Raw genomic sequence first — 24,568 nt, 5'->3', positions numbered from 1 at the left:
ATTTTTGCGAGGGCTCTATGGCTCGTACTACACCAATCAACCGCTACCGTAACATCGGTATTTGCGCGCACGTTGACGCGGGCAAAACTACCACTACCGAGCGGATCCTGTTCTACACAGGCCTGAGCCACAAGATGGGCGAGGTGCATGACGGCGCCGCGACCACCGACTGGATGGTGCAGGAGCAGGAGCGGGGTATTACCATTACCTCCGCTGCTGTTACCACCTTCTGGCAGGGTTCCCGTGGCCAGTATGACAACTATCGCGTAAACGTCATCGATACCCCCGGCCACGTTGACTTCACCATTGAAGTAGAACGTTCGCTGCGCGTACTCGACGGCGCGGTCGTTGTGTTCTGCGGCACTTCCGGCGTTGAGCCACAGTCCGAAACCGTATGGCGTCAAGCCAACAAGTACGGCGTTCCACGTGTTGTTTACGTGAACAAGATGGACCGTGCCGGTGCCAACTTCCTGCGCGTCGTAGGTCAGATCAAGAACCGTCTGGGTCACACCCCGGTTCCTGTTCAGCTGGCCATCGGTTCGGAAGATAACTTCCAGGGTCAGGTCGACCTGATCAAGATGAAGGCTATCTACTGGAACGACGACGACAAAGGCACCACTTATCGCGAGGAAGAAATTCCTGCCGATATGCTGGAGCTGGCTGAAGAGTGGCGCGCCAATATGGTCGAAGCTGCTGCCGAAGCCAACGAAGAGCTGATGAACAAGTACCTTGAAGAAGGTGAGCTGACCGTCGAAGAAATCAAAGCCGGTCTGCGCGCGCGCACCCTGGCCAGCGAGATCGTTCCGGCTGTCTGCGGTTCGTCGTTCAAGAACAAGGGCGTTCCCCTGGTTCTCGACGCCGTTATCGACTTCCTGCCTGCTCCGACCGAAATCCCGGCGATCAAGGGTATCCACCCTGATCTGATCGAGAAGCCGAAAGAAGAGCTGGTTGACGCCGACTACGACGAGCGTCATGCCGACGACAACGAGCCGTTCTCGGCTCTGGCGTTCAAGATTGCCACCGACCCGTTCGTGGGTACTCTGACCTTCGTCCGCGTTTACTCGGGTATGCTGCAGTCCGGCGACTCCGTGATCAACTCGGTCAAGGGCAAGAAAGAGCGCGTTGGTCGTATGGTGCAGATGCACGCCAACCAGCGTGAAGAAATCAAAGAAGTACTGGCAGGCGACATCGCTGCTCTGATCGGCATGAAGGACGTCACCACCGGTGACACCCTGTGCAACGCCGACAAGCCGATCATCCTCGAGCGTATGGACTTCCCGGAGCCTGTGATCTCGGTAGCTGTTGAGCCGAAGACCAAGCAAGACCAGGAAAAGATGGGTATCGCACTGGGCAAGCTGGCTCAGGAAGACCCGTCGTTCCGCGTCAAAACCGACGAAGAAACCGGCCAGACCATCATCTCCGGTATGGGTGAGCTTCACCTGGACATCCTCGTTGACCGCATGAAGCGCGAGTTCAACGTCGAAGCCAACATTGGTAAGCCACAGGTTTCGTACCGCGAGCAGATCACCAAGGACAACGTCGAGATCGAAGGTAAGTTCGTTCGTCAGTCCGGTGGTCGCGGTCAGTTCGGTCACTGCTGGATTCGCTTCTCGCAGCCAACAGTGGACGCACAAGGCAACATCACCGAAGGCCTGGAATTCACCAACGAGGTTGTAGGTGGTGTGGTTCCTAAGGAATACATCCCGGCGATCCAGAAGGGTATCGAAGAGCAGATGAAGAACGGCATCGTTGCCGGCTATCCGCTGATCGGCCTGAAGGCTACCGTGTTTGATGGTTCCTACCACGACGTCGACTCCAACGAGATGGCGTTCAAGGTGGCGGCCTCCATGGCGACCAAGCAACTCGCAGCCAAAGGCGGCGGTAAAGTGCTTGAGCCGATTATGAAGGTAGAAGTTGTGACCCCTGAGGACTACATGGGTGACGTGATGGGTGACCTGAACCGTCGTCGTGGTCTGATCCAGGGTATGGAAGATTCGGTGTCCGGCAAGGTTGTCCGTGCTGAAGTTCCGCTCGGAGAAATGTTCGGTTATGCGACCGACGTTCGTTCCATGTCTCAGGGTCGCGCGAGCTACTCCATGGAATTCTCCAAATACGCCGAAGCTCCGTCGAATATCGTCGAAGCACTCGTTAAAAAACAAGGCTAATCCAGCCCTTTAGGCAAGAGGTTCACTGTCGTGGCTAAAGAAAAATTTGATCGTTCCCTTCCGCACGTCAACGTTGGCACCATCGGTCACGTTGACCACGGTAAAACCACTCTGACCGCAGCTCTGACTCGCGTCTGCTCCGAAGTTTTCGGTTCGGCCGTCGTCGAATTCGACAAGATCGACAGCGCTCCAGAAGAGAAAGCTCGCGGTATCACCATCAACACCGCACACGTCGAGTACAACTCGAACATTCGTCACTATGCTCACGTCGACTGCCCAGGTCACGCTGACTACGTGAAGAACATGATCACCGGTGCTGCCCAGATGGACGGCGCGATCCTGGTTTGCTCGGCCGCCGATGGTCCGATGCCACAAACCCGTGAGCACATCCTGCTGTCCCGTCAGGTTGGCGTTCCGTACATCGTGGTCTTCCTGAACAAGGCTGACCTGGTAGACGACGCTGAGCTGCTGGAACTGGTCGAGATGGAAGTTCGCGACCTGCTGTCCACCTATGACTTCCCAGGCGACGACACCCCGATCATCATCGGTTCGGCTCGTATGGCGCTGGAAGGCAAAGACGACAACGAAATGGGCACCACCGCTGTCAAGAAGCTGGTTGAGACTCTGGACAGCTACATCCCAGAGCCTGAGCGCGCTATCGACAAGCCGTTCCTGATGCCAATCGAAGACGTATTCTCGATCTCGGGTCGTGGTACCGTTGTTACCGGTCGTATCGAGCGTGGTATCGTCCGCGTTCAAGACGCCCTGGAAATCGTTGGTCTGCGTGACACCACCACCACCACCTGCACCGGTGTTGAGATGTTCCGCAAGCTGCTGGACGAAGGTCGTGCTGGCGAGAACTGCGGCGTGCTGCTGCGCGGCACCAAGCGTGACGACGTTGAGCGTGGCCAGGTTCTGGTCAAGCCAGGTTCGGTCAAGCCGCACACCAAGTTCACCGCAGAAGTTTACGTTCTGAGCAAAGAAGAAGGCGGTCGTCACACTCCGTTCTTCAAAGGCTACCGTCCACAGTTCTACTTCCGTACTACTGACGTGACTGGTAACTGCGAGCTGCCAGAAGGCGTTGAAATGGTAATGCCAGGTGACAACATTCAGATGACTGTTACCCTGATCAAAACCATCGCGATGGAAGATGGTCTGCGTTTCGCTATCCGTGAAGGCGGTCGTACCGTCGGCGCCGGCGTCGTAGCCAAAATCATCGAGTAATCGTTGATCGCTTAAAAAGGCCCCCGCTCAGCGGGGGCTTTTTTATTGGGTTGACACTCAGTGGGGCCCTCTATAGAATCACGCCTCCTTTTAACGGGCGTAGTGCGCCCGGTGGGAATAGCAGCCTGGAGTCTGAAATCCAATGCAAAATCAGCAAATCCGTATCAGGTTGAAGGCTTTTGACCATCGCCTGATCGACCAATCCACCCAGGAAATCGTGGAAACCGCGAAACGTACTGGTGCTCAAGTGCGTGGTCCAATTCCACTGCCTACCCGTAAAGAGCGGTTCACCGTTCTGGTCTCCCCGCACGTCAACAAAGACGCGCGTGACCAGTACGAGATCCGTACTCATAAGCGCGTACTGGACATCGTCCAGCCAACGGATAAAACCGTTGATGCTCTTATGAAGCTTGATCTTGCGGCCGGTGTGGAAGTGCAGATCAGCCTCGGCTAAGACACGGTCTTAGTCGTGTAACGCTCTGAAATGGGCGGCCATAGCGGGTGAAAGCCCCGTACACTCATGAGGTTTACAACATGACTATTGGTGTAGTCGGTCGTAAATGCGGTATGACCCGTATTTTCACCGAAGAAGGTGTCTCCATTCCGGTCACGGTCATTGAGATCGAGCCGAATCGCGTCACCCAGTTCAAAACTGAAGAAACCGATGGCTATCGTGCAGTGCAAGTCACTGTCGGTGAGCGTCGCGCTTCGCGCGTGACTGCTGCTCAAGCAGGTCACTTCGCCAAGGCGAACGTTGCCGCGGGTCGCGGTGTCTGGGAATTCCGCCTTGAAGAAGGTGAGTTCCAGGCCGGTGATTCGATCAACGCTGAAATCTTCGCTGCAGGTCAGCTGGTAGACGTTACCGGCCAGTCCAAGGGTAAAGGCTTTGCCGGTACCATCAAGCGCTGGAATTTCCGCGGTCAAGATAACACCCACGGTAACTCCGTCTCCCACCGCGTCCCGGGCTCTATCGGCCAGTGCCAGACTCCTGGTCGTGTATTCAAGGGCAAAAAAATGTCCGGTCACATGGGCGCCGAGCGCGTGACCGTTCAGTCCCTCGAAGTAGTGCGCGTCGACGCTGAACGCAATCTGTTGCTGGTCAAGGGTGCCGTTCCAGGCGCAACTGGCAGCGATCTGGTTGTGCGTCCGGCTGCCAAGGCTCGCGGTTAAGGGGAAGCTGACATGCAACTAAATGTAAATGACGCTCAAGCGATCGAAGTTTCCGAACTGACTTTCGGCGGCGAATTCAACGAGACGCTGGTACACCAAGCAGTCGTGGCCTACATGGCCGGCGGCCGTCAGGGCACCAAGCAGCAGAAAACCCGTTCCGACGTTGCTGGTGGCGGTAAGCGCCCATGGCGTCAGAAAGGCACTGGCCGTGCTCGTGCCGGTACTATCCGTAGCCCAATCTGGCGTGGCGGCGGTACCACTTTCGCAGCTCGTCCTCAGGATCACTCGCAGAAGCTCAACAAGAAGATGTACCGCGCAGCAATGCGTTCCATCCTCGCTGAGCTGGTGCGTACCGACCGTCTGGTCGTGGTTCAGGACTTCGCTGTTGAAGCACCGAAAACCAAAGACCTGCTGAACAAGCTGAACGGCATGGGTCTGAGCGACGTTCTGATCGTTTCGGACGCTGTTGATCAGAACCTGTACCTGGCTGCTCGTAACCTGCCGCACGTCGACGTACGTGACGTACAGGGTTCCGATCCGGTCAGTCTGATCGCATACGACAAAGTGTTGATCACTGTGTCGGCCGTGAAGAAATTCGAGGAGCTGCTGGGATGAACCAGGAACGCGTATTTAAAGTCCTCCTTGGCCCGCATGTTTCCGAGAAGGCTACCGTTCTGGCTGAGAAAAAAGGCCAGTTCGTATTCAAGGTTGCTACTGACGCAACCAAGCTGGAAATCAAGAAAGCTGTCGAAGGCCTGTTCGGCGTAAAAGTCGAAAACGTGTCGACTGTAAACGTTCTGGGTAAAACCAAGCGTACCGCACGTGGTCTGGGCAAGCGCAATGACTGGAAGAAAGCGATCGTTTCGCTTCAGCCAGGCCAAGATCTCGATTTCAGCAGCAGTGCTGAGTAAGGAAGGGGTGCATCATGGCAATCGTTAAATGCAAACCGACTTCCCCTGGCCGCCGTTTCGTGGTCAAGGTGGTCAACAAGGAGCTGCATAAAGGCGCTCCTCACGCACCGCTGCTCGAGAAGAAATCGAAGTCTGGTGGTCGTAACAACAATGGCCGTATCACTACTCGTCACGTAGGTGGTGGTCATAAGCAGCATTACCGTATGGTCGATTTCCGTCGCAACGACAAAGATGGCATCGTCGCCACTGTCGAGCGTATCGAATACGATCCAAACCGTACTGCTCACATCGCACTGCTGTGCTACGCAGACGGCGAGCGCCGCTACATCATCGCCCCTAAAGGCGTTGCTGCTGGCGACCAGCTGATCGCAGGCGCTCTGGCTCCAATCAAGCCAGGCAACTCCCTGCAACTGCGCAACATCCCAGTGGGTAGCACCATTCACGGCATCGAACTGAAGCCGGGCAAAGGTGCACAGATCGCTCGTTCCGCTGGTGCTTCGGCTCAGCTGATCGCTCGCGAAGGTGTCTATGTGACCCTGCGTCTGCGCTCTGGTGAAATGCGTAAAGTCCTGGCTGAATGCCGTGCGACCCTGGGTGAAGTCTCGAACTCCGAGCACAGCCTGCGTTCGCTGGGTAAAGCTGGTGCCAAACGCTGGCGTGGCGTTCGCCCAACCGTTCGTGGTGTTGCCATGAACCCGGTTGACCACCCACATGGTGGTGGTGAAGGTCGTACCTCCGGTGGTCGTCATCCGGTATCGCCATGGGGCTTCCCGACTAAGGGCGCGAAGACTCGTGGTAATAAGCGTACCGACAACATGATCGTCCGTCGTCGCAAGTAAATAGAGGGATACGACAGTGCCACGTTCTCTGAAAAAAGGTCCTTTTATCGATCTTCACCTACTGAAGAAGATCGAAGTGGCGGCGGAAAAGAACGATCGCAAACCAGTTAAGACCTGGTCGCGCCGTTCCATGATCCTGCCACAAATGGTCGGTCTGACCATCGCGGTACACAACGGTCGCCAACACGTCCCAGTTCTCGTGAACGAAGACATGGTCGGCCATAAACTGGGCGAGTTTGCCGGTACCCGCACTTATCGTGGGCACGTGGCTGACAAGAAAGCCAAGCGTTAAGGGGTAAGGAAATGGAAGTAGCCGCTAAGTTGTCGGGCGCTCGAATCTCCGCCCAGAAAGCCCGCTTGGTCGCCGACCAGATCCGCGGGAAGAAGGTGGGCGAAGCGCTCAACCTGTTGGCTTTCAGCAGCAAAAAAGCCGCTGAAATCATGAAGAAAGTCCTCGAGTCGGCCGTAGCCAACGCCGAGCATAACGAAGGCGCAGACGTTGATGACCTGAAGGTCTCCACCGTTTTCGTCAACGAAGGGCGTTCGCTGAAGCGCATCATGCCGCGTGCCAAAGGCCGCGCTGATCGCATCGTCAAGCGGTCTTGCCATATCACTGTCAAGGTTGCGGACAAGTAACGGAGTCGATCAGATGGGTCAGAAAGTACATCCCACTGGCATTCGCCTGGGAATCGTCAAGGAGCACACCTCCGTCTGGTACGCAGACGGTCGGACTTATGCGGACTATTTGCTCGCAGATCTGAATGTGCGTGAGTACCTCCAAGACAAACTAAAAAGCGCGTCCGTTAGCCGTATCGATATCCATCGTCCGGCCCAAACTGCACGCATCACCATCCACACCGCTCGTCCAGGTATCGTTATCGGGAAGAAAGGTGAAGATGTTGAGAAACTGCGTCAGGACCTGACCAAGCAAATGGGTGTGCCTGTGCACATCAACATCGAAGAGATCCGCAAGCCGGAACTCGACGGTATGCTGGTAGCTCAGAGCGTAGCTCAGCAGCTGGAGCGTCGTGTGATGTTCCGTCGCGCCATGAAGCGCGCCGTACAGAACGCCATGCGCATTGGTGCCAAAGGCATCAAGATCCAAGTGAGCGGTCGTCTCGGCGGTGCTGAAATCGCACGTACTGAATGGTATCGCGAAGGTCGTGTGCCGCTGCACACCCTGCGTGCCGATATCGACTATGCCACCTACGAAGCTCACACCACTTACGGTGTGATCGGTGTGAAGGTTTGGATTTTCAAAGGCGAAGTAATTGGTGGTCGCCAAGAAGAACTGAAACCACAAGCACCAGCGCCTCGTAAAAAAGCTGCTAAGTAAGGGGTACGCCAAATGTTGCAACCAAAGCGTACAAAATTCCGCAAGCAGATGACTGGCCACAACCGTGGTCTGGCACTGCGCGGTAGCAAAGTCAGCTTCGGCGAGTTTGCTCTGAAAGCTGTTGCTCGCGGTCGTCTCACCGCCCGCCAGATTGAGTCGGCACGTCGTGCTCTGACCCGTCACGTAAAACGTGGCGGTAAAATCTGGATCCGTGTGTTCCCGGACAAGCCGATCTCCAAGAAGCCTCTCGAAGTGCGGATGGGTAAAGGTAAAGGTTCCGTGGAGTACTGGGTTGCCCAGATCCAGCCAGGCAAAGTCCTGTACGAGATCGAGGGTGTTTCTGAAGAGCTGGCGCGTGAGGCTTTCGCCCTGGCGGCTGCAAAGCTGCCTCTCGCCACCTCCTTTGTTAAGCGGACGGTGATGTGATGAAAGCGAATGAACTTCGTGAAAAATCAGCACAGCAGCTGAACGAGCAACTGCTCGGCTTGCTGCGCGACCAGTTCAATCTGCGTATGCAGAAAGCAACTGGCCAGTTGGGGCAGTCGCACCTGCTCTCGCAAGTTAAGCGTGACATCGCTCGCGTGAAAACTGTGCTCAACCAGCAGGCAGGTAAGTGATCATGGCTGAAGCTGAAAAAACCGTCCGTACGCTGACTGGCCGTGTCGTCAGCGACAAGATGGACAAAACCATCACCGTACTGATCGAGCGTCGCGTAAAGCACCCGATCTACGGTAAATACGTTAAGCGTTCGACTAAGCTGCACGCGCACGACGAAACCAACCAGTGCCATATCGGCGACAAGGTCTCCATCCGTGAGACCCGTCCGCTGGCCAAGACCAAGTCCTGGGCACTGGTTGAAGTTCTCGAACGCGCTGTTGAAGTCTAAGGGCTAAGGGTCGGAGAAATTTTATGATTCAGACTCAATCCATGCTCGATGTGGCCGATAACAGCGGCGCTCGTCGCGTCATGTGCATCAAGGTTCTCGGCGGTTCGCACCGCCGTTACGCCGGCATCGGTGACATCATCAAGGTAACCGTCAAGGAAGCAATTCCTCGCGGTAAAGTGAAGAAAGGCCAAGTGATGACTGCTGTTGTAGTCCGCACTCGCCACGGTGTCCGTCGTGCTGACGGCTCCATCATCCGCTTTGATGGCAATGCTGCTGTTCTGTTGAACAACAAGCAAGAGCCGATCGGCACCCGTATCTTTGGGCCAGTGACCCGTGAACTTCGTACTGAGAAGTTCATGAAGATCGTCTCGCTCGCCCCAGAAGTGCTGTAAGGAGATCCGACATGCAAAAGATTCGTCGTGACGACGAGATCATCGTGATCGCCGGCAAAGACAAAGGTAAGCGCGGTAAGGTGCTCAAGGTTCTCGCTGACGACCGTCTGGTCGTTGGTGGGATCAACCTGGTGAAGCGTCATACCAAGCCTAACCCGATGTCGGGCGTACAGGGCGGTATCGTCGAGAAAGAAGCGCCACTGCACGCTTCCAACGTCGCCATTTTCAACGGCGAAACCAACAAGGCTGACCGCGTTGGTTTCAAAGTAGAAGACGGCAAAAAAATTCGTGTCTTCAAGTCGACCCAAAAAGCGGTTGATGCTTGAACACTGCTAGGTAGAAGACCATGGCACGACTGAAAGAGATTTACCGGAACGAGATTGCTCCCAAGCTTAAGGAAGAACTTAAGCTGGCGAACGTGATGGAAGTTCCGCGCGTTACCAAGATCACCCTGAACATGGGTCTGGGCGAAGCTGTCGGCGACAAAAAAGTCATCGAACACGCTGTTGCTGACCTGGAGAAGATCACCGGTCAGAAAGCCGTTGTGACTTTCGCTCGGAAATCCATCGCGGGCTTCAAAGTCCGTGAGGGCTGGCCGATCGGCGTTAAAGTTACCCTGCGCCGTGATCGTATGTACGAATTCCTGGACCGCCTGCTGGCGATCTCCCTGCCTCGGGTTCGCGACTTCCGCGGCCTGAATGCCAAGTCCTTCGACGGTCGTGGCAACTACAGCATGGGCGTGAAAGAGCAGATCATCTTCCCGGAAATCGACTACGACAAGATCGATGCTCTGCGCGGTCTGGACATTACCCTGACCACCACTGCCAAGAACGATGACGAAGGCCGCGCTCTGATGCGTGCTTTCAAATTCCCGTTCCGCAACTGATTGGAGTAGGAAAATGGCCAAGAAGAGCATGAAAAACCGTGAGCTGAAGCGTCAGCTCACTGTTGCCAAGTACGCCAAGAAGCGTGCCGAGCTGAAAGCGACCATCGTCAACCTGGAAGCAACTCCAGAAGAGCGTTTTGCCGCTGTCGTAGCTCTGCAGAAGCAACCACGTGACGCCAGCGCCTCGCGCCTGCGGAACCGTTGCCGCATCACCGGTCGTCCACACGGCGTTTACCGCAAGTTCGGCCTCGGCCGTAACAAGCTGCGTGAAGCAGCAATGCGCGGTGACGTTCCAGGTCTGGTTAAAGCCAGCTGGTAAGACGTACCGGCAGCGTCCAGGTGGCGGGGGAGCAATCTTCCGACCACCGGTGACCTTGCAACGAAACAAGCCCCTTCTGGGGCTTGTTTCGTTTCTGGGAACTGTCTAGAATGACCGGCTCTCCTGAGCCCGGGTTTTTACGCCCGGCGATTTCAGGGGACTGTAGTAGCCGAGAGGCTAATTTTTCTTGTATCAGGAGCGTCTAGCCCATGAGTATGCAGGACCCGTTAGCGGACATGCTAACTCGCATCCGTAATGCCCAGATGGCTGAAAAGTCCGTCGTAAGCATGCCTTCGTCGACTCTGAAGGTTGCGGTAGCCAAAGTTCTGAAAGATGAAGGTTACATCGCTGGCTACCAAGTCAGCAGCGAAGTAAAACCATCGCTTTCCATCGAGCTGAAATACTTCGAAGGCCGTCCGGTCATCGAGGAAGTCAAGCGCGTAAGTCGTCCAGGCCTGCGTCAGTACAAGTCCGTCGAAGAACTGCCGAAAGTACGTGGCGGTCTGGGCGTGTCTATCGTCTCCACCAACAAAGGTGTGATGACTGATCGTGCTGCGCGCGCTGCCGGTGTCGGCGGCGAAGTTCTCTGCACAGTGTTCTAAGGGGGGATAAGCATGTCTCGCGTCGCTAAGAACCCCGTTAAGCTGCCAGCCGGTGTCGAAGTCAAATTCGTCGGCCAACAGCTTTCGGTGAAGGGTGCCAAGGGCACTCTCGAACTGAACGTTCACTCGTCGGTTGAAATCGTTGAAGAAGCTGGTGAGCTGCGTTTCGCTGCTCGCAATGGCGATCAACAAACTCGCGCTATGGCCGGTACTACCCGCGCCCTGGTGAACAACATGGTCCAGGGCGTAAGCCAAGGCTTCGAGCGTAAGCTCCAGCTGGTCGGTGTTGGTTACAAAGCACAAGCCAAAGGCACCGTGCTGAACCTGGCACTCGGCTTCTCGCATCCAGTGGATTACGAACTGCCGGCCGGTATCACCGCAGAGACCCCAAGCCAGACCGATATCCTGATCAAGGGTATCGACAAGCAGCTGGTAGGTCAGGTGGCCGCTGAAATCCGCGACTTCCGTCCACCAGAGCCGTACAAAGGCAAGGGTGTGCGTTACGCGGACGAAGTCGTCCGTCGTAAAGAAGCCAAGAAGAAGTAGGGCCTAGCAAATGACCGACAAAAAAGTTACTCGACTGCGTCGCGCTCGCAAAGCACGCCTGAAAATGCACGAACTCGAAGTCGTGCGTCTCTGCGTGTTCCGCTCCTCGCAGCACATCTACGCCCAGGTCATTTCGGCCGACGGCAGCAAGGTTCTGGCCAGTGCCTCGACCTTGGACAAAGAACTGCGTGATGGTGCCACCGGCAACATCGACGCGGCCACTAAGGTTGGCAAGCTGGTAGCTGAGCGCGCGAAAGCCGCCGGTGTATCTCAAGTTGCCTTTGACCGTTCCGGCTTCAAGTACCATGGCCGCGTCAAAGCGCTGGCTGATGCTGCTCGTGAAGGCGGGCTGGAGTTCTAAGTTATGGCAAATAACGATCAAAAGCGCGACGAAGGCTACATCGAGAAGCTGGTTCAAGTTAACCGCGTTGCTAAAACCGTCAAAGGCGGCCGTATCTTCACTTTCACCGCGTTGACCGTGGTGGGTGATGGTAAAGGTCGTGTTGGCTTCGGCCGTGGCAAATCGCGCGAAGTACCTGCTGCGATCCAGAAAGCCATGGAAGCTGCCCGTCGCAACATGATTCAGGTAGACCTGAACGGCACTACTCTGCAGTACGCCACCAAGTCCGCCCATGGCGCGTCGAAGGTGTACATGCAGCCTGCCTCGGAAGGTACCGGTATCATCGCCGGTGGCGCAATGCGTGCCGTCCTGGAAGTTGCTGGCGTTCAGAACGTCCTGGCCAAGTGCTACGGCTCGACCAACCCAGTGAACGTGGTTCATGCCACTTTCAAGGGTCTGAAGGCTATGCAATCTCCTGAGTCCATTGCTGCCAAGCGCGGCAAGAGCGTTGAGGAGATCCGCTGATCATGGCTACCGTTAAAGTAACGCTGATCAAAAGCACCGCCGGCCGTCTCCCTAACCACAAACTGTGTGTTAAGGGTCTGGGTCTGCGCCGCATCGGTCACACTGTAGAAGTCCTGGATACTCCCGAGAATCGCGGGATGATCAACAAGGCTTACTACATGCTGCGCGTCGAGGGTTAATCGATGAAACTCAATGATCTGAGTCCAGCGCCGGGTTCCCGTCGCGAGAAGCATCGTCCGGGCCGTGGTATCGGTAGCGGTTTGGGTAAGACTGGTGGCCGCGGCCACAAAGGTCAGACCTCCCGTTCCGGTGGCACCATTGCTCCAGGCTTTGAAGGCGGTCAACAGCCGCTGCACCGTCGTCTGCCGAAATTCGGCTTCGTTTCCCTGAAAGCCATGGACCGCGCAGAAGTGCGTCTGTCCGAGCTGGCCAAAGTGGAAGGCGACGTTGTCACCGTGCAATCCCTGAAGGATGCCAACGTGATTAACCAAAACGTACAGCGTGTGAAAATCATGCTGTCCGGCGAAGTTACTCGCGCGGTCACCATCAAGGGTATCGCAGCCACCAAAGGTGCGCGTGCGGCTATCGAAGCAGCTGGCGGCAAGTTCGAGGAATAAATGGCTAAGCAAGGTGCTCTCTCTTCGCTCGGCAAAGGCGGGATGTCTGAACTCTGGGCTCGTCTGCGTTTTCTGTTCCTGGCGATCATCGTCTACCGGATAGGCGCACACATCCCAGTTCCAGGTATCAACCCGGACCGGCTGGCGGAACTGTTTCGACAGAATGAGGGGACCATTCTTAGCTTGTTCAACATGTTTTCCGGCGGCGCGCTGGAACGGATGAGCATCTTTGCGCTGGGGATCATGCCGTACATTTCGGCATCGATCATCATGCAATTGATGACCGCCGTCAGCCCGCAGCTGGAGCAGTTGAAGAAGGAAGGTGAAGCTGGCCGTCGCAAGATCAGCCAGTACACCCGCTACGGCACCGTTATCCTGGCGCTGGTCCAGGCCATTGGCATGTCCATTGGCCTGGCCGGTCAGGGCGTGGCGTTTTCTGCTGACTTTGGCTTCCATTTCGTTGCGGTGTCCACGTTCGTGGCCGGCGCGATGTTCATGATGTGGCTGGGCGAGCAGATCACCGAGCGCGGTGTAGGCAACGGTATCTCGATGTTGATTTTCGCAGGTATCGTCGCCGGTCTTCCGAGAGCAATCGGGCAGTCTTTCGAGTCTGCACGCACAGGCGATATCAACATTTTCGCCCTGGTCGCTATCGGTTTGCTGGCAGTAGCGATTATCGGTTTCGTGGTGTTCATTGAGCGTGGTCAGCGTCGTATCGCCGTTCACTACGCCAAGCGTCAGCAGGGCCGCAAGGTCTTCGCTGCGCAGACCAGCCACCTGCCGTTGAAAGTGAACATGGCGGGTGTAATCCCTGCCATTTTCGCGAGCAGCATCTTGCTGTTCCCGGCTTCGCTGGGTGCCTGGTTCGGTCAGTCCGAAGGTATGGGCTGGTTGCAGGACATCTCGCAGTCGATCGCTCCTGGTCAGCCGTTGAATATTCTGCTGTTTAGTGCAGGGATTATTTTCTTCTGCTTCTTCTATACGGCGTTGATGTTCAATCCGAAAGACGTAGCGGAAAACCTGAAGAAGTCCGGTGCCTTTATTCCGGGCATCCGTCCAGGTGAGCAGTCGGCGCGCTACATTGATGGCGTTCTGACCCGCTTGACCATGTTCGGTGCTCTTTATATGACGGCCGTGTGTCTGCTTCCCCAGTTCCTGGTGGTCGCGGCAAACGTTCCGTTCTACCTTGGCGGGACCTCGTTGCTGATTGTGGTAGTGGTTGTGATGGACTTCATGTCCCAAGTACAATCGCACCTCGTTTCGCACCAGTACGAATCCCTGATGAAGAAAGCCAACCTGAAAGGCTACGGTGGCAGCGGTCTGCTGCGCTGATTGACCCTTAAGGTTCGAGGAGTTGGTGATGAAAGTTCGTGCATCGGTGAAAAAGCTGTGCCGTAACTGCAAAATTATTCGCCGCGAAGGTGTCGTTCGAGTAATTTGCAGTGCGGAACCACGTCACAAGCAGCGCCAAGGCTGATTGTGATCTGCGCTACAAACCCAGCAGCTAGTGCGCTGCTGGGTTGATTATTTGTTTCTACAGCGATATTATCTCGCGCCCTATTTCTTGGCTTCCGGGGCGTAGGTAGCTGTCAATTGGAGTCCCACTGAATGGCCCGTATTGCAGGCGTCAACATTCCAGATAACAAGCACACTGTTATCTCGCTGACCTACATCTATGGTGTTGGTCGCACTACTGCACAGAAAATCTGTGCAGAGACTGGGGTCAACCCAGCCGCAAAGATCAAGGATCTGAGCGACGAGCAGGTTGAATCGCTGCGTACTGAAGTCGCGAAGTACATCACCGAAGGTGATCTGCGCCGTGACATCAACATGAAAATCAAGCGGTTGATGGACCTGGGTTGCTACCGCGGCCTGCGTCATCGTCGGGGTCTGCCAGTACGCGGTCAGCGTACCAAGACCAACGCGCGTACCCGTAAGGGCCCGCGTAAGCCGATCCGCAAGTAATCGCACCAGCGAATCGACAGGAATTTAGAAATGGCAAAACCTGCTGCTCGTCCTCGTAAAAAAGTCAAAAAGACAGTGGTTGATGGCATCGCCCACATCCATGCCTCTTTTAACAACACCATCGTGACCATCACCGATCGTCAAGGTAACGCTCTGTCCTGGGCTACCTCCGGCGGTTCGGGTTTCCGCGGTTCCCGCAAGTCCACCCCGTTCGCTGCTCAGGTAGCTGCTGAACGTGCTGGTCAAGCTGCGCTGGAATATGGTCTGAAGAACCTCGACGTCAACGTCAAGGGTCCAGGTCCAGGTCGTGAGTCCGCTGTTCGTGCTCTGAACGGCTGTGGCTATAAGATCGCCAGCATCACCGACGTGACGCCAATCCCGCATAACGGGTGCCGTCCGCCGAAGAAGCGCCGCGTGTAATCAGGAGACAGATAAATGGCACGTTACATTGGTCCAAAATGCAAACTGTCTCGTCGTGAAGGCACCGATCTGTTCCTGAAGAGCGGCGTTCGCGCTCTGGAATCGAAGTGCAACATCGAAGCAGCCCCAGGTATCCACGGTCAGCGCCGCGGTCGTCAGTCCGACTACGGCACCCAGCTGCGTGAGAAACAAAAAGTCCGTCGTATCTACGGCGTACTTGAGCGTCAATTCAGCGGTTACTACAAGCAAGCGGCCTCCAAGAAGGGCGCTACTGGTGAGAACCTGCTGCAACTGCTCGAGTGCCGTCTGGATAACGTCGTTTATCGTATGGGCTTTGGCGCTACTCGTGCCGAATCCCGTCAGCTGGTTTCGCACAAAGCGATCAGCGTAAACGGCAAGACTGTAAACGTTCCGTCCTACCAAGTTCGTCCGGGTGACGTGGTCGCGGTTCGCGAGAAGTCGCTGAACCAGCTGCGCATTGTTCAAGCCCTTGAACTGTGCGCCCAGCGTGGCCGCGTTGAGTGGGTAGATGTGGATGCTGCCAAGAAGTCGGGCGTTTTCAAGAACGTTCCTGCTCGCAGCGACCTGTCCGCCGACATCAACGAAAGCCTGATTGTCGAGCTCTACTCCAAGTAAGGGCTAGAAAATAGGTGCATCCATGCAGATTTCGGTAAATGAGTTCCTGACGCCCCGCCACATCGATGTGCAGGTCGTCAGTCCAACCCGCGCTAAAATCACGCTCGAGCCTCTCGAGCGTGGCTTTGGCCATACCCTGGGCAACGCGCTGCGCCGCATCCTGTTGTCCTCCATGCCTGGCTGTGCAGTAGTCGAGGCCGAGATTGACGGTGTACTCCACGAGTACTCGGCAATCGAAGGTGTACAGGAAGATGTCATTGAAATCCTGTTGAACCTGAAAGGCCTGGCTATCAAACTGCACGGTCGTGACGAAGTTACGCTGACCTTGTCGAAGAAGGGTTCGGGGGTGGTTACCGCTGCCGATATTCAGCTGGATCATGATGTCGAGATCGTTAACCCCGATCACGTAATCGCTAACCTGGCGTCGAATGGCGCCTTGAACATGAAGCTCACCGTAGCTCGTGGTCGTGGTTATGAGCCGGCCGATTCGCGTCAGAGCGATGAAGACGAAAGCCGCAGCATTGGTCGCTTGCAGCTCGACTCTTCGTTCAGCCCGGTTCGCCGTATCGCATACGTGGTGGAAAACGCCCGTGTCGAGCAGCGTACCAACCTGGACAAGCTGGTAATTGATCTGGAAACCAACGGTACCCTGGATCCTGAAGAGGCCATCCGTCGTGCCGCAACCATCCTGCAACAGCAGCTGGCTGCGTTCGTCGACCTCAAAGGTGACAGTGAACCAGTGGTAGTCGAACAGGAAGACGAGATCGATCCGATCCTGCTTCGTCCGGTTGACGATCTGGAATTGACCGTGCGTTCGGCCAACTGCCTTAAGGCGGAGAACATTTACTACATCGGCGACCTGATTCAGCGCACCGAAGTAGAACTGTTGAAGACTCCGAACCTGGGCAAGAAATCCTTGACCGAAATCAAGGACGTTCTGGCCTCCCGTGGTCTGTCCCTCGGCATGCGCCTCGACAACTGGCCGCCTGCAAGTCTTAAGAAGGACGACAAGGCGACTGCCTGATCGTCGTAATCACCGAACGTAGTGTTTGGTAAGGAATGAACCCATGCGTCATCGTAAAAGTGGACGTCACCTGAGCCGTACTAGCTCTCACCGTAAGGCCATGTTCCAGAACATGGCGGTGTCGCTGTTCGAGCACGAGCTGATCAAAACTACTCTGCCAAAAGCCAAGGAACTGCGCCGCGTTGCCGAGCCGCTGATCACCCTGGCCAAGGAAGACAGCGTTGCTAACCGTCGTCTGGCTTTCGACCGTACCCGTTCGAAAGAAATCGTCGGCAAGCTGTTCAACGATCTGGGCAAGCGCTATGCCACCCGTCAGGGCGGCTACCTGCGTATCCTCAAGTGCGGCTTCCGCGCTGGCGATAACGCACCTATGGCGTACGTCGAGCTGGTTGATCGTCCTGTTGGTGGCTCGGTTGAAGCTGCTGAGTAAGGCGAACAGTCTGTAACAAGAAACCGGGCCTAGTGCCCGGTTTTTTGTGTCTATATGTATTGTAATAATCTATTGATCTGAGTCAGGCAATGAATTTGTTGTTGTCATAGTTGTGGTCGATACTCCTCCCAAGCCGATTAGCCGGCCGTTCAAGACCGATAGGGAGAGAGAGCATGAGCCAGAACAAAATACTGACCACCGCCAGCGGCGCCCCGGTAGCCGACAACCAGAATTCGCGTTCGGCAGGCCCACGCGGCCCGCTGTTGCTGGATGACTTCCATCTCATCGAGAAGCTCGCGCATTTCAACCGCGAGAACATCCCTGAACGCCGCGTACACGCCAAAGGCTCGGGTGCCTATGGCACCTTTACCGTTACCCGTGATATCACCCAGTACAGCTGCGCCAAGCTGTTCAGCAACCTCGGCAAGCAGACCGAAACCTTCCTGCGTTTCTCCACCGTCGGTGGCGAGCGGGGGTCGGCCGATACCGAGCGCGACCCGCGTGGTTTCGCCCTGAAGTTCTACACCGAGGAAGGCAACTGGGACATCGTTGGCAACAACACCCCGGTGTTCTTCATCCGTGACCCGCTGAAATTCCCCGACTTCATCCACACCCAGAAACGCCTGCCGCAAAGCAACCTGAAAAGCGCGCAGATGATGTGGGACTTCTGGTCGCACTCGCCTGAAGCGCTGCACCAGGTCACTATCCTGTTCTCCGACCGCGGCATTCCGGACGGCTACCGGCACATGCATGGTTTTGGCAGCCATACCTACAGCCTGATCAACGCTCAGGGCCAGCGCACCTGGGTCAAATGGCACTTCAAGACCAAGCAGGGCATCAAGAACCTGGCTCCTGCCGAGGCCGCGCGCCTGGCCGGTACCGATCCGGATTACGCCCAGCGCGACCTGTTCGAAGCGATCGAGCGCGGTGACTTCCCGAAATGGGCCGTGTGCATCCAGGTCATGAGCGAAGAAGAAGCGGCCAGCCGCGACGAGAACCCGTTTGATGTGACCAAGACCTGGTCGCAGAAGGACTACCCGCTCATCGAGATCGGCGAACTGGAACTCAACCGCAACCCGCTGAACTACTTTGCCGAAGTCGAACAAGCCGCGTTTGGCCCGAGCAACATGGTGCCCGGTGTCGGCCTGTCGCCAGACCGCATGCTGCAGGGGCGCGTGTTCGCTTACGCAGACGCCCATCGCTACCGCGTCGGTACCAACCACCAGCAACTGCCGGTAAACGCCCCACGCAGCCCGGTAAACAGCTACCAGCGTGATGGTTCTATGGCGTTTGGCAGCAACGGTGGTGCGGCGCCGAACTATGAGCCGAACAGCTACGCCAATGCGCCCAAGCAAGCGCCGCAGTATGCTGAGCCGCCACTGGCGCTCAACGGTGTCGCCGATCGTTACGATCACCGCGAAGACACCGACTACTACAGCCATGCCGGTGCGCTGTTCCGCCTGATGAACCCGGAGCAGAAGGCGCTGCTGATCAGCAACATCGCCGGCGCCATGGGCGGAGTTTCTGAAGAGGTGGTCCAGCGTCAGTTGCAGCACTTCTTCAAGGCCGATCCGGCCTATGGCGAAGGGATTGCCAAGGCTTTGGGCATAAATCTCGCCTAAGTCGAAGTGATAAGAAGAACCGCCCTCATTTGGGCGGTTTTTCAATGAATATCACTACCGTTTACCCGCTTTTTTGCACTTTTTTGCCCAATTCTCAGTGACCTTCCGGTCATCCTGGTTCAAACTATGACTTTCACACAGGGAGAGGCAGGGCGATGCAAGGTCACCCGGACGTAATCGATTATCTCAACACGTTGCTGACGGGCGAACTGGCGGCACGTGACCAATATTTCATCCACTCGCGGATGTACGAGGACTGGGGCTTGAGCAAGCTCTACGAGCGTATCAACCACGAAATGGAAGAAGAGGCGCAACACGCCGATGCCCTGATGCGTCGTATCCTCATGCTCGAAGGCACCCCGCGCATGCGTCCTGATGACCTGGACGTCGGCACCACCGTGCCGGACATGATCGCCGCCGACCTGCGCCTGGAGTACAAGGTGCGCGCGGCACTGTGCAAAGGCATCGAGCTGTGCGAACTGCACAAGGACTACATCAGCCGCGACATCCTGCGCCTGCAGCTGGCCGATACCGAAGAAGATCACACCTACTGGCTGGAAAAACAGCAGGGCCTGATCAAGTCGATCGGTCTGGAGAACTACCTGCAATCGCAGATGTAATTTTCCGGAGCAAAAAAAGCCCCGCCAGTGCGGGGCTTTTTCATGTGCGAGCGGGCCGAATCAGGCGCGGTCACGTTCCAGCAGCGGCTTGAGGTAGTAGCCGGTATACGACTGCTTCATCTCGGCCACTTGTTCCGGTGTACCGAAGCCGATGATCTGTCCGCCTTTGGAACCGCCCTCGGGGCCGAGGTCGACGATCCAGTCGGCAGTCTTGATCACGTCCAGGTTGTGCTCGATCACCACTACGGTGTTGCCGTGATCGCGCAGGCGGTGCAGCACATCGAGCAACTGCTGGATATCGGCAAAGTGCAGGCCGGTAGTCGGTTCGTCGAGGATGTACAGGGTCTTGCCGGTGTCACGCTTGGACAGCTCGCGTGACAGCTTGACCCGCTGCGCTTCGCCACCGGAGAGGGTTGTCGCCGACTGGCCGAGCTTGATGTAGGACAGGCCGACATCCATCAGTGTCTGCAGCTTGCGCGCCAGCGCCGGTACCGCGTCGAAGAACTCGCGGGCTTCCTCGATGGTCATTTCCAGGACCTCGTGGATGTTCTTGCCCTTGTACTTGATCTCCAGGGTTTCGCGGTTGTAGCGCTTGCTCTTGCACACATCGCACGGCACGTAGATGTCCGGCAAAAAGTGCATCTCGACCTTGATCAGGCCGTCGCCCTGGCACGCTTCGCAGCGCCCACCCTTGACGTTGAACGAGAAACGACCCGGGCCGTAGCCGCGCGAGCGCGACTCCGGCACGCCGGAGAACAGCTCGCGAATTGGCGTGAACAGTCCGGTGTAGGTCGCCGGGTTCGAGCGCGGGGTACGGCCGATCGGGCTCTGGTCGATGTCGACCACCTTGTCCAGGTGCTGCAGGCCATCGCAGCTGTCGTGCGGCGCCGCTTCCAGGGTGCTGGCACCGTTGAGGGCGGTGGCGCTGAGCGGGAACAAGGTGTTGTTGATCAGGGTCGATTTGCCGGAGCCGGACACGCCAGTCACGCACGTCAGCAGGCCGATCGGAATTTCCAGGTCGACGTTCTGCAGGTTGTTGCCGCGCGCGCCCTTGAGCTTGATCGAGAGCTTCTTGTTACGTGGCGTACGCTTGGCCGGTACGGCAATCTTCACTCGGCCAGACAAGTACTTGCCGGTCAGCGAGTCGGGATGGGCCATGACCTCGGCCGGGGTGCCTTCGGCGACGATCTGGCCGCCATGCACGCCGGCGCCCGGGCCAATGTCGACGACGTAGTCGGCCAGGCGAATGGCGTCCTCGTCATGCTCGACCACGATCACCGTGTTGCCGATGTCGCGCAGGTGATTGAGGGTGCCGAGCAAGCGGTCGTTGTCGCGCTGGTGCAGGCCGATGGACGGCTCGTCGAGGATGTACATGACCCCGACCAGGCCGGCGCCGATCTGGCTGGCCAGGCGGATACGCTGGGCTTCACCGCCGGAGAGGGTATCGGCGCTGCGATCGAGGGTCAGGTAGTCGAGACCGACGTTGACCAGAAACTGCAGGCGCTCGCAGATTTCCTTGAGGATCTTGTCGGCAATTTCGCCCCGGCGACCGGTCAGCTTGAGGCCACCGAAGTAACCGCTGGCATCGCCGATCGGCAGGCAAGTGACTGCCGGCAGGGTCTTCTCGCCGACCCACACGTGCCGCGCTTCACGGCGCAGGCGCGTGCCACGGCAATCCGGGCAGGGCTGGGTGCTGAGGAACTTGGCCAGCTCTTCGCGCACGGTCGCCGACTCAGTCTCGCGGTAGCGGCGCTCCAGGTTCGGCACGATGCCTTCGAACGGGTGCGAGCGCTTGACGATGTCGCCGCGGTCGTTGAGGTATTTGAAATCAACGTTCTGCTTGCCGCTGCCGTGGAGGATGACTTTCTGCTGCTCGGCCGGTAGTTCGCCGAAGGGGATCTCGAGGCTGAAGTCATAATGCGCGGCCAGCGAGCCGAGCATCTGGAAGTAATAGACGTTGCGCCGGTCCCAGCCGCGAATCGCACCTTCAGCCAGGGTCAGCTCGCTATTGACCAGGCGCTTGATGTCGAAGAACTGCTTGACCCCCAGGCCGTCGCAGGTCGGGCAGGCGCCGGCCGGGTTGTTGAAGGAGAACAGCTTGGGCTCCAGCTCGCTGATCGCATGGCCGCAGATCGGGCAGGCGAAGCGGGCGGAGAAGATCATTTCTTCGAACGGTTGGTCGTCCATCGAAGCGACCAGGGCGATGCCGTCGGCCAGTTTCAGCGCGGTTTCGAACGACTCGGCCAGGCGCTGCTGCAGGTCATCACGCACCTTGAAGCGGTCGACGACTACTTCGATGGTGTGCTTTTTCTGCTTGTCGAGCTTGGGCAGTTCATCGAGCTCGAACAGCTTGCCGTTGACCCGCGCGCGGACGAAGCCCTGGGCGCGCAGCTCTTCGAATACCGCCAGGTGTTCACCCTTGCGCTCGCGAATCACCGGCGCCAGCAGCATCAGCTTGCTGCCTTCGGGCTGGGCCAGGACCAGGTCGACCATCTGGCTGACGGTCTGCGCTTCCAGCGGGATGTCGTGGTCCGGGCAGCGCGGGGTACCGACGCGGGCGTAGAGCAGGCGCAGGTAGTCGTAGATTTCGGTGATGGTGCCGACGGTCGAACGCGGGTTGTGCGAGGTCGACTTTTGCTCGATGGAGATCGCTGGCGACAGGCCTTCGATGGTATCGACGTCGGGCTTTTCCATCATCGACAGGAACTGCCGGGCGTACGCCGACAGGGATTCGACATAACGGCGCTGGCCTTCGGCGTACAGGGTATCGAAGGCCAGGGACGACTTGCCGGAACCGGACAGGCCGGTGATGACGATCAACTTGTCCCGGGGCAGGGTCAGGTCGATGTTCTTCAGGTTGTGGGTACGTGCCCCACGAATCAGGATCTTGTCCACTGCGGCCTCGCTCGGCGGGCATAAACGGTTGAGTATACGGCTCCATGCCATTACGCGGCAAAGCGTCGCGTATATGCCGTTATGCGATGGGACTGGTAGAATCGCCGCCGGTTCACACGAGGTTTATCCATGCACGATCCCCACAGCGAACGCATGAGTGGCAGCGAGACCCGCGCCGCAGGCGGCCTGGCCCTGGTGTTCGCCTTCCGTATGCTGGGCATGTTCATGGTCCTGCCGGTACTGGCGACCTATGGCATGGACCTGGCCGGTGCCACCCCGGCACTGATCGGCCTGGCCATTGGTGCCTACGGCCTGACCCAGGCTTTCCTGCAGATCCCGTTCGGGGTGATTTCCGATCGCATCGGCCGTCGCCCGGTGATTTACCTGGGCCTGGTGATCTTTGCCCTGGGCAGCGTGCTGGCGGCCCAGGCCGACTCGATCTGGGGGGTGATTGCCGGACGCATCCTGCAAGGCGCCGGGGCGATTTCTGCCGCGGTCATGGCCTTGCTCTCGGACCTGACCCGCGAACAGCACCGCACCAAGGCCATGGCCATGATCGGCATGAGCATCGGCCTGTCGTTTGCCGTGGCCATGGTCGTCGGCCCGCTGGTCACCCGTGCCTTTGGCCTCTCGGGGTTGTTCCTGGCCACCGCGGCCATGGCCGTAGTCGGTATTGCGATCATTGCCTTTGTCGTGCCGCCGTCCCACGGCGCGTTGCAGCATCGTGAGTCCGGGGTCGCCAAGCAGGCGCTAATGCCGACCCTGCGCCACCCGGACCTGCTGCGCCTGGACGTGGGCATCTTCGTCTTGCATGCCATTCTGATGGCCAGTTTCATCGCTTTGCCGCTGGCTTTCGTCGAGCGCGGCGGCCTGCCGAAAGAAGAGCACTGGTGGGTGTACCTGACCGCCTTGCTGATTTCATTCTTTGCAATGATCCCGTTCATCATCTACGGCGAAAAAAAGCGCAAGATGAAACGTGTCCTGCTGGGCGCGGTCAGTGTGTTGATGCTCACCGAGCTATTCTTCTGGCTGTCAGCAGACAACTTGCACGAACTGGTGATCGGCACCGTGATATTCTTCACCGCCTTCAACCTGCTGGAGGCATCCTTGCCTTCACTGGTAAGCAAGGTGTCGCCCGCCGGCGGCAAGGGCACGGCCATGGGGGTATATTCCACCAGCCAGTTCCTTGGTGCCGCGTTGGGAGGAATTCTCGGTGGCTGGTTGTTCCAGCACGGTGGCCTGAGCACGGTGTTCCTTGGCTGCGCAGCGTTGTGTGCCCTGTGGTGGGTCGTGGCGCTGAGCATGCGTGAACCGCCGTACGTGACCAGCCTGCGCATGCCGTTATCGGCCGAGGCGGTACGGGAAGCGGGGCTGACCGAGCGGCTGATGGCCGTCCCGGGTGTGACCGACGCAGTGGTGGTGGCCGATGAAGCCGCCATCTATATCAAACTTGATACACAAATTTTGGATCGCACGACCCTGGAACGCCTGGTAAACCCGGCTTCCTCCGCGTGCGAAGCCTAGGAGAACGTTATGGCCCGTGGGGTTAACAAAGTCATTCTGGTCGGTACCTGCGGCCAGGATCCCGAAGTCCGCTACCTGCCCAACGGTAACGCCGTGACCAACCTGAGCCTGGCTACCAGCGAGCAGTGGACCGACAAGCAGACCGGCCAGAAGGTCGAGCGCACCGAATGGCACCGCGTATCGATGTTCGGCAAAGTTGCCGAAATCGCCGGTGAATACCTGCGCAAAGGCTCGCAAGTCTACATCGAAGGCAAGCTGCAGACCCGCGAGTGGGAAAAGGACGGCATCAAGCGTTACACCACCGAGATCGTCGTCGACATGCAGGGCACCATGCAACTGCTCGGTGGCCGCCCGCAGAACCAGGACGGCGCCCCGCAAGGCGGCAACAACTACAACCAGGCGCCACGCCAACAGGCTCCGCGTCCACAGCAGTCCGCGCCGCAACAGCGCCCGGCGCCTCAGCAGGCCGCACCGCAGCCGGCTCCGGACTTCGACAGCTTCGATGACGATATTCCGTTCTGATTCGCCACGCTGACCGCAATACCCTCAAAACGCCCGGTGCATCGCATCGGGCGTTTTGCTTTTTGTCGACCGACAATCCGTTTTCATCCCGTTCCCGGGAATCTTGACTAGAGTGACAGTTGGCAGCCATCAATCTGCCGCCACCGTGATCG

At 57.6% G+C, this 24,568-nt stretch carries 35 protein-coding genes; 34 read left to right on the top strand and 1 reads right to left on the bottom strand.

The annotated features are described in order from the left end of the window. Positions 1-17: 17 nt before the first annotated feature. From fusA to bfr, 32 genes are all read left to right on the top strand, one after another. Positions 18-2,165 carry an elongation factor G gene (fusA, locus tag ACZ9A3_RS21020; protein WP_045202252.1) on the top strand — a complete coding sequence of 716 codons (2,148 nt, stop codon included), beginning with the start codon at positions 18-20 and terminating at the stop codon, positions 2,163-2,165. Between the two features lie 30 nt (positions 2,166-2,195). Then, positions 2,196-3,389, top strand: a complete 1,194-nt coding sequence (tuf, locus tag ACZ9A3_RS21015) for an elongation factor Tu (protein WP_010220303.1) — start codon at positions 2,196-2,198, stop codon at positions 3,387-3,389. 142 nt (positions 3,390-3,531) lie between these two features. After that, positions 3,532-3,843, top strand: coding sequence for a 30S ribosomal protein S10 (rpsJ, locus tag ACZ9A3_RS21010; protein WP_003186070.1), 312 nt, complete (start codon positions 3,532-3,534; stop codon positions 3,841-3,843). An 80-nt stretch (positions 3,844-3,923) separates the two neighbouring features. Next, complete coding sequence (gene rplC / locus ACZ9A3_RS21005; RefSeq protein WP_010220304.1) at positions 3,924-4,559, top strand: 50S ribosomal protein L3; 636 nt, start codon at positions 3,924-3,926, stop codon at positions 4,557-4,559. 12 nt (positions 4,560-4,571) lie between these two features. Next, entirely contained in the window at positions 4,572-5,174 is a 603-nt protein-coding gene (rplD, locus tag ACZ9A3_RS21000) for a 50S ribosomal protein L4 (protein WP_010220305.1), read from the top strand. Then, the gene (gene rplW / locus ACZ9A3_RS20995) at positions 5,171-5,470 is read left to right on the top strand and encodes a 50S ribosomal protein L23 (protein ID WP_010220306.1); all 300 of its coding nucleotides are present in this window, start codon (positions 5,171-5,173) and stop codon (positions 5,468-5,470) included. Before rplD ends, rplW begins: the two co-directional genes overlap by 4 nt. A gap of 14 nt (positions 5,471-5,484) precedes the next feature. Further along, positions 5,485-6,309 (top strand): 50S ribosomal protein L2, encoded by an 825-nt coding sequence (rplB, locus tag ACZ9A3_RS20990; protein WP_038606161.1) that lies wholly within the window; start codon positions 5,485-5,487, stop codon positions 6,307-6,309. 16 nt (positions 6,310-6,325) lie between these two features. Beyond that, a complete protein-coding gene (gene rpsS, locus ACZ9A3_RS20985; RefSeq protein ID WP_002555486.1) occupies positions 6,326-6,601 on the top strand; it encodes a 30S ribosomal protein S19 in 276 nt (91 codons plus the stop codon). Between the two features lie 11 nt (positions 6,602-6,612). Further along, positions 6,613-6,945: a 50S ribosomal protein L22 gene (gene rplV, locus ACZ9A3_RS20980; protein WP_003103908.1), complete on the top strand. Its 333-nt coding sequence runs from the start codon at positions 6,613-6,615 to the stop codon at positions 6,943-6,945. Between the two features lie 13 nt (positions 6,946-6,958). Then, on the top strand, positions 6,959-7,645 hold the full coding sequence (rpsC, locus tag ACZ9A3_RS20975) for a 30S ribosomal protein S3 (RefSeq protein ID WP_010220308.1): 687 nt from the start codon (positions 6,959-6,961) through the stop codon (positions 7,643-7,645). A 12-nt stretch (positions 7,646-7,657) separates the two neighbouring features. After that, positions 7,658-8,071, top strand: a complete 414-nt coding sequence (gene rplP, locus ACZ9A3_RS20970; RefSeq protein WP_003255479.1) for a 50S ribosomal protein L16 — start codon at positions 7,658-7,660, stop codon at positions 8,069-8,071. Next, positions 8,071-8,262 (top strand): 50S ribosomal protein L29, encoded by a 192-nt coding sequence (rpmC, locus tag ACZ9A3_RS20965; protein WP_002555481.1) that lies wholly within the window; start codon positions 8,071-8,073, stop codon positions 8,260-8,262. The genes rplP and rpmC overlap by 1 nt, the downstream gene beginning before the upstream one ends. A gap of 2 nt (positions 8,263-8,264) precedes the next feature. Next, positions 8,265-8,531, top strand: coding sequence for a 30S ribosomal protein S17 (gene rpsQ / locus ACZ9A3_RS20960; protein ID WP_008374160.1), 267 nt, complete (start codon positions 8,265-8,267; stop codon positions 8,529-8,531). 23 nt (positions 8,532-8,554) lie between these two features. Further along, positions 8,555-8,923 (top strand): 50S ribosomal protein L14, encoded by a 369-nt coding sequence (gene rplN, locus ACZ9A3_RS20955; RefSeq protein ID WP_002555479.1) that lies wholly within the window; start codon positions 8,555-8,557, stop codon positions 8,921-8,923. A gap of 11 nt (positions 8,924-8,934) precedes the next feature. Beyond that, complete coding sequence (rplX, locus tag ACZ9A3_RS20950) at positions 8,935-9,249, top strand: 50S ribosomal protein L24 (RefSeq protein WP_009397501.1); 315 nt, start codon at positions 8,935-8,937, stop codon at positions 9,247-9,249. Positions 9,250-9,269: 20 nt separating this feature from the next. Further along, entirely contained in the window at positions 9,270-9,809 is a 540-nt protein-coding gene (gene rplE, locus ACZ9A3_RS20945; protein ID WP_010220311.1) for a 50S ribosomal protein L5, read from the top strand. 13 nt (positions 9,810-9,822) lie between these two features. After that, entirely contained in the window at positions 9,823-10,128 is a 306-nt protein-coding gene (rpsN, locus tag ACZ9A3_RS20940) for a 30S ribosomal protein S14 (RefSeq protein WP_010220312.1), read from the top strand. A 209-nt stretch (positions 10,129-10,337) separates the two neighbouring features. Continuing rightward, complete coding sequence (rpsH, locus tag ACZ9A3_RS20935; RefSeq protein WP_010220313.1) at positions 10,338-10,730, top strand: 30S ribosomal protein S8; 393 nt, start codon at positions 10,338-10,340, stop codon at positions 10,728-10,730. Between the two features lie 12 nt (positions 10,731-10,742). Then, positions 10,743-11,276, top strand: a complete 534-nt coding sequence (rplF, locus tag ACZ9A3_RS20930) for a 50S ribosomal protein L6 (protein ID WP_010220314.1) — start codon at positions 10,743-10,745, stop codon at positions 11,274-11,276. Positions 11,277-11,286: 10 nt separating this feature from the next. After that, on the top strand, positions 11,287-11,637 hold the full coding sequence (gene rplR, locus ACZ9A3_RS20925; protein WP_009397496.1) for a 50S ribosomal protein L18: 351 nt from the start codon (positions 11,287-11,289) through the stop codon (positions 11,635-11,637). 3 nt (positions 11,638-11,640) lie between these two features. Then, a complete protein-coding gene (gene rpsE, locus ACZ9A3_RS20920) occupies positions 11,641-12,141 on the top strand; it encodes a 30S ribosomal protein S5 (RefSeq protein WP_010220316.1) in 501 nt (166 codons plus the stop codon). Positions 12,142-12,143: 2 nt separating this feature from the next. After that, a complete protein-coding gene (rpmD, locus tag ACZ9A3_RS20915) occupies positions 12,144-12,320 on the top strand; it encodes a 50S ribosomal protein L30 (RefSeq protein WP_010220317.1) in 177 nt (58 codons plus the stop codon). 3 nt (positions 12,321-12,323) lie between these two features. Continuing rightward, positions 12,324-12,758 carry a 50S ribosomal protein L15 gene (rplO, locus tag ACZ9A3_RS20910; protein ID WP_010220318.1) on the top strand — a complete coding sequence of 145 codons (435 nt, stop codon included), beginning with the start codon at positions 12,324-12,326 and terminating at the stop codon, positions 12,756-12,758. Beyond that, positions 12,759-14,090, top strand: a complete 1,332-nt coding sequence (gene secY / locus ACZ9A3_RS20905) for a preprotein translocase subunit SecY (protein WP_010220319.1) — start codon at positions 12,759-12,761, stop codon at positions 14,088-14,090. 28 nt (positions 14,091-14,118) lie between these two features. Further along, entirely contained in the window at positions 14,119-14,235 is a 117-nt protein-coding gene (gene rpmJ / locus ACZ9A3_RS20900) for a 50S ribosomal protein L36 (protein ID WP_002555468.1), read from the top strand. 131 nt (positions 14,236-14,366) lie between these two features. Next, entirely contained in the window at positions 14,367-14,723 is a 357-nt protein-coding gene (gene rpsM, locus ACZ9A3_RS20895) for a 30S ribosomal protein S13 (RefSeq protein ID WP_010220320.1), read from the top strand. Between the two features lie 30 nt (positions 14,724-14,753). Then, positions 14,754-15,143 (top strand): 30S ribosomal protein S11, encoded by a 390-nt coding sequence (gene rpsK, locus ACZ9A3_RS20890; protein ID WP_002555466.1) that lies wholly within the window; start codon positions 14,754-14,756, stop codon positions 15,141-15,143. 15 nt (positions 15,144-15,158) lie between these two features. After that, positions 15,159-15,779 (top strand): 30S ribosomal protein S4, encoded by a 621-nt coding sequence (gene rpsD / locus ACZ9A3_RS20885; protein WP_010220321.1) that lies wholly within the window; start codon positions 15,159-15,161, stop codon positions 15,777-15,779. A gap of 22 nt (positions 15,780-15,801) precedes the next feature. Then, positions 15,802-16,803 (top strand): DNA-directed RNA polymerase subunit alpha, encoded by a 1,002-nt coding sequence (locus ACZ9A3_RS20880; RefSeq protein WP_003186012.1) that lies wholly within the window; start codon positions 15,802-15,804, stop codon positions 16,801-16,803. Between the two features lie 43 nt (positions 16,804-16,846). Continuing rightward, positions 16,847-17,233 (top strand): 50S ribosomal protein L17, encoded by a 387-nt coding sequence (rplQ, locus tag ACZ9A3_RS20875; protein ID WP_002555463.1) that lies wholly within the window; start codon positions 16,847-16,849, stop codon positions 17,231-17,233. A gap of 173 nt (positions 17,234-17,406) precedes the next feature. Then, entirely contained in the window at positions 17,407-18,855 is a 1,449-nt protein-coding gene (locus ACZ9A3_RS20870; RefSeq protein ID WP_258715916.1) for a catalase, read from the top strand. Between the two features lie 155 nt (positions 18,856-19,010). Beyond that, positions 19,011-19,475, top strand: a complete 465-nt coding sequence (gene bfr, locus ACZ9A3_RS20865; protein WP_045200027.1) for a bacterioferritin — start codon at positions 19,011-19,013, stop codon at positions 19,473-19,475. Positions 19,476-19,535: 60 nt separating this feature from the next. Here the strand turns inward: bfr and uvrA are convergent, their stop codons facing one another. Then, on the bottom strand, positions 19,536-22,370 hold the full coding sequence (uvrA, locus tag ACZ9A3_RS20860) for an excinuclease ABC subunit UvrA (protein WP_045200024.1): 2,835 nt from the start codon (positions 22,368-22,370) through the stop codon (positions 19,536-19,538). 129 nt (positions 22,371-22,499) lie between these two features. Here uvrA and ACZ9A3_RS20855 point away from each other — a divergent pair, with 129 nt between their 5' ends. Together ACZ9A3_RS20855 and ACZ9A3_RS20850 are read left to right on the top strand one after the other, a co-directional pair. Beyond that, positions 22,500-23,894 carry an MFS transporter gene (locus ACZ9A3_RS20855; protein WP_045200021.1) on the top strand — a complete coding sequence of 465 codons (1,395 nt, stop codon included), beginning with the start codon at positions 22,500-22,502 and terminating at the stop codon, positions 23,892-23,894. Between the two features lie 9 nt (positions 23,895-23,903). Further along, positions 23,904-24,416: a single-stranded DNA-binding protein gene (locus tag ACZ9A3_RS20850; RefSeq protein WP_045200019.1), complete on the top strand. Its 513-nt coding sequence runs from the start codon at positions 23,904-23,906 to the stop codon at positions 24,414-24,416. The last annotated feature ends 152 nt before the right edge of the window (positions 24,417-24,568 follow it).

It is taken from the genome of Pseudomonas sp. TE4620 (genome assembly GCF_056279045.1).
The sequence above is the reverse complement of the archived record's forward strand: the minus strand, read 5'-3'. Positions and strand labels throughout refer to the sequence as shown.

Excerpts from the sequence above, each read along its gene's own strand:
- rplP (WP_003255479.1), top strand. The coding sequence starts at position 7,658 with ATGTTGCAACCAAAGCGTACAAAATTCCGCAAGCAGATGACTGGCCAC.
- ACZ9A3_RS20870 (WP_258715916.1), top strand. The coding sequence starts at position 17,407 with ATGAGCCAGAACAAAATACTGACCACCGCCAGCGGCGCCCCGGTAGCC.
- rplF (WP_010220314.1), top strand. The coding sequence starts at position 10,743 with ATGTCTCGCGTCGCTAAGAACCCCGTTAAGCTGCCAGCCGGTGTCGAA.
- rplQ (WP_002555463.1), top strand. The coding sequence starts at position 16,847 with ATGCGTCATCGTAAAAGTGGACGTCACCTGAGCCGTACTAGCTCTCAC.
- rplW (WP_010220306.1), top strand. The coding sequence starts at position 5,171 with ATGAACCAGGAACGCGTATTTAAAGTCCTCCTTGGCCCGCATGTTTCC.
- bfr (WP_045200027.1), top strand. The coding sequence starts at position 19,011 with ATGCAAGGTCACCCGGACGTAATCGATTATCTCAACACGTTGCTGACG.
- rplR (WP_009397496.1), top strand. The coding sequence starts at position 11,287 with ATGACCGACAAAAAAGTTACTCGACTGCGTCGCGCTCGCAAAGCACGC.
- ACZ9A3_RS20850 (WP_045200019.1), top strand. The coding sequence starts at position 23,904 with ATGGCCCGTGGGGTTAACAAAGTCATTCTGGTCGGTACCTGCGGCCAG.
- secY (WP_010220319.1), top strand. The coding sequence starts at position 12,759 with ATGGCTAAGCAAGGTGCTCTCTCTTCGCTCGGCAAAGGCGGGATGTCT.
- rpsN (WP_010220312.1), top strand. The coding sequence starts at position 9,823 with ATGGCCAAGAAGAGCATGAAAAACCGTGAGCTGAAGCGTCAGCTCACT.
- rpsE (WP_010220316.1), top strand. The coding sequence starts at position 11,641 with ATGGCAAATAACGATCAAAAGCGCGACGAAGGCTACATCGAGAAGCTG.
- rpsM (WP_010220320.1), top strand. The coding sequence starts at position 14,367 with ATGGCCCGTATTGCAGGCGTCAACATTCCAGATAACAAGCACACTGTT.
- rpsD (WP_010220321.1), top strand. The coding sequence starts at position 15,159 with ATGGCACGTTACATTGGTCCAAAATGCAAACTGTCTCGTCGTGAAGGC.
- rplV (WP_003103908.1), top strand. The coding sequence starts at position 6,613 with ATGGAAGTAGCCGCTAAGTTGTCGGGCGCTCGAATCTCCGCCCAGAAA.
- rpsQ (WP_008374160.1), top strand. The coding sequence starts at position 8,265 with ATGGCTGAAGCTGAAAAAACCGTCCGTACGCTGACTGGCCGTGTCGTC.
- rpmJ (WP_002555468.1), top strand. The coding sequence starts at position 14,119 with ATGAAAGTTCGTGCATCGGTGAAAAAGCTGTGCCGTAACTGCAAAATT.
- rpmD (WP_010220317.1), top strand. The coding sequence starts at position 12,144 with ATGGCTACCGTTAAAGTAACGCTGATCAAAAGCACCGCCGGCCGTCTC.
- rpsH (WP_010220313.1), top strand. The coding sequence starts at position 10,338 with ATGAGTATGCAGGACCCGTTAGCGGACATGCTAACTCGCATCCGTAAT.
- rpsK (WP_002555466.1), top strand. The coding sequence starts at position 14,754 with ATGGCAAAACCTGCTGCTCGTCCTCGTAAAAAAGTCAAAAAGACAGTG.
- rplO (WP_010220318.1), top strand. The coding sequence starts at position 12,324 with ATGAAACTCAATGATCTGAGTCCAGCGCCGGGTTCCCGTCGCGAGAAG.
- ACZ9A3_RS20855 (WP_045200021.1), top strand. The coding sequence starts at position 22,500 with ATGCACGATCCCCACAGCGAACGCATGAGTGGCAGCGAGACCCGCGCC.
- rpsJ (WP_003186070.1), top strand. The coding sequence starts at position 3,532 with ATGCAAAATCAGCAAATCCGTATCAGGTTGAAGGCTTTTGACCATCGC.
- rplX (WP_009397501.1), top strand. The coding sequence starts at position 8,935 with ATGCAAAAGATTCGTCGTGACGACGAGATCATCGTGATCGCCGGCAAA.
- ACZ9A3_RS20880 (WP_003186012.1), top strand. The coding sequence starts at position 15,802 with ATGCAGATTTCGGTAAATGAGTTCCTGACGCCCCGCCACATCGATGTG.
- rplN (WP_002555479.1), top strand. The coding sequence starts at position 8,555 with ATGATTCAGACTCAATCCATGCTCGATGTGGCCGATAACAGCGGCGCT.
- rplC (WP_010220304.1), top strand. The coding sequence starts at position 3,924 with ATGACTATTGGTGTAGTCGGTCGTAAATGCGGTATGACCCGTATTTTC.
- rplD (WP_010220305.1), top strand. The coding sequence starts at position 4,572 with ATGCAACTAAATGTAAATGACGCTCAAGCGATCGAAGTTTCCGAACTG.
- rpsC (WP_010220308.1), top strand. The coding sequence starts at position 6,959 with ATGGGTCAGAAAGTACATCCCACTGGCATTCGCCTGGGAATCGTCAAG.
- rplE (WP_010220311.1), top strand. The coding sequence starts at position 9,270 with ATGGCACGACTGAAAGAGATTTACCGGAACGAGATTGCTCCCAAGCTT.
- rpmC (WP_002555481.1), top strand. The coding sequence starts at position 8,071 with ATGAAAGCGAATGAACTTCGTGAAAAATCAGCACAGCAGCTGAACGAG.
- fusA (WP_045202252.1), top strand. The coding sequence starts at position 18 with ATGGCTCGTACTACACCAATCAACCGCTACCGTAACATCGGTATTTGC.
- rplB (WP_038606161.1), top strand. The coding sequence starts at position 5,485 with ATGGCAATCGTTAAATGCAAACCGACTTCCCCTGGCCGCCGTTTCGTG.